A 6,388-nucleotide genomic window follows, 5' to 3' on the forward strand; every position below is an offset into this window, starting at 1 on the left:
CGCGGAAGTTGTTGAAGGCCGAGGAGCCCCAGCGCAGGAAGCGGTAGCGCTCGATATTGCGCTCATACTCGCGCTCGACGTTCTCGCCGAAGGCCTTGGAGGTGCCGAAATAGTCGACCATGACCGAGTGGTCGATGACCAGGTCGACGGGGTTCAGCGGATTGATCTTCTCAGGGTTCGCCCCGAGCTTGGTCATGGCGTCGCGCATGGCGGCCAGGTCGACCACGGCGGGCACGCCGGTGAAGTCCTGCATCAGGACCCGGGCCGGGCGGAAGCTGATCTCGTGCTCCTTGGCGCCCTTGTTGTCCAGCCAGGCGGCGACGGCCTTCAGGTCGGCCTCGCCCACCGACACGCCGTCCTCGTTGCGCAGCAGGTTCTCCAGCAGAACCTTCATCGAAACGGGCAGGTTGGAAATTCCGGAAAGTCCGGCGTCTTCCGCAGCGCTCAGGCTGTAGTAGACGTAGGTCTTGTCGCCCACCGTCAGTTCGCGGCGGGTCTTCAGGCTGTCGATGGACGCCATCCTAAAGGATCCTCTCTCTGTTCACGGCCGTTCATCAACCGCCCCCGGGATCGCGCGCTCAAAGAGGCGGACTCACAGCGTTCGCCCCAGCGCCGCGTACGCCCCCTCGGGTGGCGACGGCCGCGCGTGTCATAGACCCGCGCGCGAGCCTCGTCCATGTGGCGCGAAAGGACAATTTCCGCCGCCCCCAGAAGAGCATGAGGCGAGAGGCGTGATCGGCGAGGTTTCGATCCAGTCGCTGTCGCTGTCCCGCGGGGGACGGCAGTTGTTTTCGCGACTTATTCTCAATTTTATACAGGGCGAAGCCGTGGCGCTCACCGGGCGCAATGGGGCGGGAAAGACCAGCCTGCTGCGGGCCGTGGCCGGACTGATCCGCCCCGATGAGGGGACCATCGCCTTCGGCGCCCTGGAGCCCGAGGCCGCCCGCGACCACATCCATCTGCTGGGTCATCTGGACGGGCTGAAGACCGGGCGCACCGCCTGGGACGAGCTGGTCTTCTGGACCCGCTACGCCGGGGGCGCCGAAGCCGCCGCCGAGGCCGCCGCCGCCCGCCTGGATCTGGTCCGCCTGCTGGATCTGGAGGTCCGGCGCCTGTCGGCCGGGCAGAAGCGCCGCCTGGCCCTGGCCCGCCTGCTGGCCGCGCCCCGGCCCCTGTGGCTGCTGGACGAACCCTTGAGCCCGCTGGACGCCCATTGGCGCGCCCGCTTCGGCGAGATCATGGCCGAGCATCTGGCCGGCGGGGGGCTGATCCTGGCGGCGGTGCATGATCCCCTGCCCATCGCGGCCCGGACCGTGGAGGTGGGGGCATGAGCCGGCTGTCCGTCCTGCTGGCCCGGGAGACGAGCCTCGCCTGGGGGCGCGGCGGCGGCCCCCTGGTGGCGGTGGGTTTCTATGCCGGGGCGGCCACCCTCCTGCCCCTGGCCATCGGTTCCGACCCCGGCCGGCTGGCGGCCATCGCGCCGGGCGCCGCCTGGGTGGCCCTGGCCCTGGCGGCCCTGCTCTCTCTCGATCGCCTGTTCGAGCGGGACTATGAGGACGGCGCGCTGGACCTGCTGACCCTGTCGGGCCTGCCGCTGGAGATCGTCTGCGCGGTCAAGTGCCTGGCCCAGTGGCTGGCCACGGGCCTGCCGCTCGCCCTGTTCGCCCCCCTGGCGGCCATCGCGCTGGGCGCCTCGCCCAGTCTCGCCCCCCTGGTCTTCGCCTGTGCGAGCCTGGGCGGCCTGGCCTTCGCCTTCGTGGGCGGCATCGGCGCGTCGCTCAGCCTGGGCGCCCGGCGGGGCGGTCTGCTCACCGCCGTCATCGTCCTGCCGCTGTTCACGCCTCCGGTGATCTTCGGGGGCGGCGCCCTGGCCAGCTTCGCCGCCGGCCTGCCCTGGAGCGCGGGCTTTGCGCTCATGGGCGCCTACAGCCTGGGCGCGGTGGCGCTGGGGCCCATCGCCATGGCCGCGGCCTGCCGCAACGCGCTCTCCTGACTTTCCCCCTTCATCCGAGGCGCCGACGCACGCCATAAGGCGGCCCATGACCGCTTCGCTCGACGAGGCGCGGGAGGTCCTGCGCCGCACCTTCGGACACACAGATTTCCGGGGCCTCCAGGGCGAGGTGATCACAGAGGCCCTGGCCGGGCGCAGCGCGCTGGCCGTCCTGCCCACCGGGGGCGGCAAGTCGCTGTGCTATCAGATCCCCAGCATCCTGCGGCCGGGCCTGGGCCTTGTGGTCTCGCCGCTGATCGCCCTGATGACCGATCAGGTGGCCGCCCTGCAGCAGTCGGGCGTGGCGGCCGCGCGGCTGGACTCCGCCATTGCGCCGGAGGACCGGGCCGAGACCTGGCGACGCGTCGAGGCCGGCGAGATCGACCTGCTCTATGTGTCGCCCGAAGGCCTGATGGCGGCGCACATGATGGACCGGCTGCGGCGCACGCCTCTGGCCCTCATCGCCATCGACGAGGCCCATTGCGTCAGCCAGTGGGGGCACGACTTCCGCCCCGACTACCGGATGCTGGGCCGGCTCGCCGACCTCTTTCCCGATGTGCCGCGCCTGGCCGTCACCGCCACCGCCGACGCCCGCACCCGCGACGACATCCGCGCCGAGCTGCGGCTGGAGGAGGCCCGGGAGTTCGTCGCCAGCTTCGCCCGGCCGGAGCTCGCCCTCTTCGCCGAGCGCAAGTCCGGCCCCGCCCAGAAGCGAGTGCTGGAGCTGGTGGCCGAGCGGAAGGGGCGATCAGGCGTGGTCTATGCCGGCTCCCGCGAGGGGACCGAGCGTCTGGCCGAGGCCCTGCGCGGGGCGGGCGTCGACGCCCAGGCCTATCATGCGGGCCTGGACAAGCATGTGCGGGCCCAGCGGCTGGAGGCGTTTCTGGAGGCCGAGGCCGCGGTGATGGTGGCGACCATCGCGTTTGGCATGGGGGTGGACAAGCCCGACGTCCGCTTCGTCATCCACGCCGATCCGCCCGCCTCCATCGAGGCCTACTGGCAGGAAATCGGCCGCGCGGGCCGTGACGGGGACCCGGCCGAGGGCATCACCCTCTATGGCGCCTCCGACCTCGCCTGGGCCCTGCGCCGCATCGACGGCCGGGAGATGGACGAGGCCGTCAAGCAGGTGCAGGTGCGCAAGGTCCGCCAGCTCTACGCCATGCTGGAGGGTGCGGCCTGCCGGGCCGCCGCCGTGCGCCGCTATTTCGGCGAAGAGGGCGTGGAGCCCTGCGGCCAGTGCGATGTCTGCCTCTCCCCGCCGGAGACCGAGGACGCCACCGAGGCGGCCCAGAAGGCGCTGTCGGCCGTCCACCGCATGGGCGGGCGGTTCGGCCGGGGGCGGCTGGTGGACCATCTGCTGGGCAAGACCAAGGACCCGTCCGACTTCGAGGCCGGCCTCACCACCTTCGGCATCGGCCAGGACCGCAGCGCCGCGGCCTGGCGCGACCTGGTGGATCAGCTGCTGTTCGAGGGGCTGCTGCGGGAAGACCCCAATGATAACCGCCCCCTGATCGGCCTGGGCGACGCAGACGGGGTGCGGGCCGTCTATCGGGGCGAGCGGCGGGTCAGCGTGCGCAAGACCGCGCCTGGCGCCGAGCGGAAAACCCCCGGCCGCCGTCGCGGCGGCGGCGATCTTTCCCTGCCGGCCGCCGACCAGGGCCTGTTCGAGGCCCTGCGCGTCTGGCGCCGGGACGAAGCCGCCCGCCAGCACGTGCCCCCCTATGTCATCTTCCACGACCGGACTCTGGCCGAGATCGCCCAGGCGCGGCCGTCCGCCGCCCGCGCGCTCGGCGCCGTCTCCGGCGTCGGCGAAGGCAAACTCGCCCGCTACGGCGAGGCGGTGCTGGCGGTGGTGCGGGAGTTTGAGGGGTGAGCCCTCACGCAGGGTCCGGATACATCACGTGCGGCTCGGGCAGGGGCTCCAGGGCCAGGGCGCGGATGATCGCCTGCGCGGCGGCGTCGGGCGCCATCGCCTCGGTGTCGATGACCAGATCGGCGGGGATGGGCGGGTAGGCCGCGCCGCCGCCCTCGCGGAATTTCCGCAAGACTTCGCGGGAGTGGATCTTCTTCGAGGCCTGGCGGTCGGGGTTCTCCACCCGCTGCATCTGGGCTTCGGGCGAGACCTTCAGCTCCACGAAAGCGACCTGGCCGCCGTGGCCTTCGACGGCCGCGCGGGTCTCGTCGATGAAGCTGTCGGGCACGGTGCGTTCGGGCGCGAAGGTGAAGATCAGCGGTCGGTCCTGACGGGCGGCCTCCTCGAACATGGCGAGCCAATAGAGGCTCCGCAGCCGCACGAAGGGCGCGCCGCCGAAGGGGAAGACCGCGGTCACCGCGTCCAGGACCAGGTGATTGTGAAACAGGGGATAGTTGGTCCGGGCCGCCAGCGCCTTGGCCACGGTCAGCTTGCCGCAGGCCGCCGGCCCGAAGAGGAAGATCAGCTTCATCGCCTGGGCCCGCCTCCCGTTTTCAGTCCGCGCCGCTGGCCTTGGCGGCGGACTCGATGCGCCGGGCCAGCTGCCGCAGCTGGCGGGCCATGTGCACTGAAAGGCCGGTGATCTCCGGCCGCGCCAAGGTGGCGGAATCCACGATGAACTGCCGCGAGCTCAGCCGCCGGCACAGGCCGTCCTCCACCAGGGCCAGAACGTGGCGGCGCGTGGTCTCATAGGGGATGCTGAGGAACTGGGAGACGCCCAGGATGGACACCGGCCGGCGCAGGCTGTCGGGAAAGAGGCCCTCCTGCGCGTGCTCGTTCAGGGCGCCGCGGCTGTTCAGATGGGCCACAGAGGCCCGCACGATGGCGAAGAAGACCAGCGCCCGGACCAGGTCGCCGCCGAACACCGAGGCGAGCTGGGAGGCGGAGTTGAGGACGACGTCCAGGCCTTGCGAAAAAACGAAACGGTCGAGGGCGAGATCGCTCCCGCCCTCGACCGCGCCTTCGAGACCTTCGTCGTCAGAATTCATTCCATGGCTCGTCGTCGGCATAGGCGAGCGCCGCCCCGCCCGCCACCCGCCGCAGTCTCGGCGGTTCGCGCCGGGGGGATGGCGCGTTGGCCGCGGGGCGGGCGGCCGCCAGGCGGAACTGGCCCACCAGTTCGTTCAGTCGTTCGGCGTCCTTGGCCAGCAGGCGGCTGGCGGCGGTGGATTCCTCCACCATGGCCGCATTGCGCTGAGTCATCTGGTCCATCTGGTTGACCGCTGAGGTCACCTGGCCCAGCGCCACGGACTGTTCCTGGGCGCTGGCGGCGATCTCGCCCACCAGGCCGGCGATGCCGCTGACCTGGGCGACGATGCGTTCCAGGGCCGCGCCGGTCTCGCGCACCTTGCCCACGCCCTGGCCCACATGGCCGGCCGAGGCGCTGATGAGGGCCTTGATCTCCTTGGCCGCGTCGGCCGAGCGTTGCGCCAGCGCCCGGACTTCAGAGGCGACCACGGCGAAACCTCGGCCCGCCTCGCCGGCCCGGGCGGCTTCGACGCCGGCGTTGAGCGCCAGCAGATTGGTCTGGAAGGCGATCTCGTCGATGACGCCGATGATCTGGCTGATCTGCTGCGAGGACTGTTCGATCTGGCCCATGGCCGTCACCGCCTCGCGCACCACCACGCCGGAGACGTCGGCGTCGTTGCGGGCGGTGTCCACGGCGGTCTTGGCCTCCTGGGCGCCGGCCGCCGAGCGGTTGAGGGTGGCGTTGATCTCGTCGATGGCCGCCGCGGTCTCCTCCAGATTGGCCGCCTGCTGCTCGGTGCGCTGGGACAGGCTGTCGGCGGCCTGGCTGATCTCACCGGCGCCGGACTTGAGACCCCCCACGGCCTCGGCGATGGCGCCCATGGCTTCGGCCAGGCGCTCACTGGCGGCGTTGAAGTCGGTCTGCAGAGCTTCGAAGCCCTCGGGCATGGCCTCGATCCGGTGGGTCAGGTCCCCCTGGGCGAGCAGGTCAAGTGCGGAAGCGACGGTGGCCATCGCGGCATCTTGCCGCGCCTTGGCGGCCTCGAGCAACCGGTTCTTCTCATCCCGCTCGGCTTCCTGGGCGGTGATGTCGGCGGCGAACTTGATCACCCGCTCAGGCTTGCCGTCCGCGCCGAAGACGGGGTTGTAAGAGGCCTGAATCCAGACGGTCTTGCCCCCCTTGCCGAGGCGGCGGAACTTGCGGGCCACGAACTCGCCGCCGCGCAACTGCGCCCAGAAGGCCTCATAATCGGCGCCCATCTCCTCGGGCGGCATGAAGATGCTGTGGCGTCGGCCCACCACCTCCTCGGCCGTATAGCCCATGGTCGCCAGGAAGTTCTCGTTCGCCCGCAGGATGACCCCGCTCAGATCGAACTCAATGACCGCCTGGGAGCGCTCGATCGCTGCGCTCAACGCCTCTAGCCCGCGCACATGTTCGGGGCTCGGCCCCTTGTCCC

At 71.1% G+C, this 6,388-nt stretch carries 7 protein-coding genes; 3 read left to right on the plus strand and 4 right to left on the minus strand.

Going from position 1 to position 6,388, the window contains the following annotated elements:
* Window positions 1-520: aconitase family protein (locus V7D28_RS10130; protein WP_333587264.1), on the minus strand; the 520-nt coding region annotated here is incomplete at its 3' end.
* A gap of 211 nt (window positions 521-731) precedes the next feature.
* Here V7D28_RS10130 and ccmA point away from each other — a divergent pair.
* Genes ccmA through recQ form a run of 3 tightly spaced genes read left to right on the plus strand, consistent with a single transcriptional unit; the run spans window position 732 to window position 3,863 of the window.
* Window positions 732-1,331: a heme ABC exporter ATP-binding protein CcmA gene (ccmA, locus tag V7D28_RS10135; protein WP_333587265.1), complete on the plus strand. Its 600-nt coding sequence runs from the start codon at window positions 732-734 to the stop codon at window positions 1,329-1,331.
* Window positions 1,328-1,993 (plus strand): heme exporter protein CcmB, encoded by a 666-nt coding sequence (gene ccmB, locus V7D28_RS10140; RefSeq protein ID WP_333587266.1) that lies wholly within the window; start codon window positions 1,328-1,330, stop codon window positions 1,991-1,993. The genes ccmA and ccmB overlap by 4 nt, the downstream gene beginning before the upstream one ends.
* 46 nt (window positions 1,994-2,039) lie before the next feature.
* Window positions 2,040-3,863 carry a DNA helicase RecQ gene (gene recQ, locus V7D28_RS10145; RefSeq protein ID WP_333587267.1) on the plus strand — a complete coding sequence of 608 codons (1,824 nt, stop codon included), beginning with the start codon at window positions 2,040-2,042 and terminating at the stop codon, window positions 3,861-3,863.
* A 4-nt stretch (window positions 3,864-3,867) separates the two neighbouring features.
* On the opposite strand, the gene V7D28_RS10150 is transcribed toward recQ, so the two are convergent.
* The 3 genes from V7D28_RS10150 to V7D28_RS10160 all read right to left on the minus strand — a co-directional run.
* Window positions 3,868-4,434 (minus strand): AAA family ATPase, encoded by a 567-nt coding sequence (locus V7D28_RS10150; RefSeq protein WP_333587268.1) that lies wholly within the window; start codon window positions 4,432-4,434, stop codon window positions 3,868-3,870.
* A 22-nt stretch (window positions 4,435-4,456) separates the two neighbouring features.
* Window positions 4,457-4,951 (minus strand): hypothetical protein, encoded by a 495-nt coding sequence (locus V7D28_RS10155; RefSeq protein ID WP_333587269.1) that lies wholly within the window; start codon window positions 4,949-4,951, stop codon window positions 4,457-4,459.
* Window positions 4,941-6,388 (minus strand): methyl-accepting chemotaxis protein (locus tag V7D28_RS10160; protein ID WP_333587270.1); only part of this gene is annotated, 1,448 nt, incomplete at its 5' end. The genes V7D28_RS10160 and V7D28_RS10155, both read right to left, overlap by 11 nt.

Source organism: Phenylobacterium sp., assembly GCF_036723115.1.
Taxonomy (GTDB): domain Bacteria; phylum Pseudomonadota; class Alphaproteobacteria; order Caulobacterales; family Caulobacteraceae; genus Phenylobacterium.

Coding starts and splice junctions, on each gene's coding strand:
- ccmB (WP_333587266.1), top strand. CDS start 1,328: ATGAGCCGGCTGTCCGTCCTGCTGGCCCGGGAGACGAGCCTCGCCTGG.
- recQ (WP_333587267.1), top strand. CDS start 2,040: ATGACCGCTTCGCTCGACGAGGCGCGGGAGGTCCTGCGCCGCACCTTC.
- V7D28_RS10150 (WP_333587268.1), bottom strand. CDS start 4,434: ATGAAGCTGATCTTCCTCTTCGGGCCGGCGGCCTGCGGCAAGCTGACC.
- V7D28_RS10155 (WP_333587269.1), bottom strand. CDS start 4,951: ATGAATTCTGACGACGAAGGTCTCGAAGGCGCGGTCGAGGGCGGGAGC.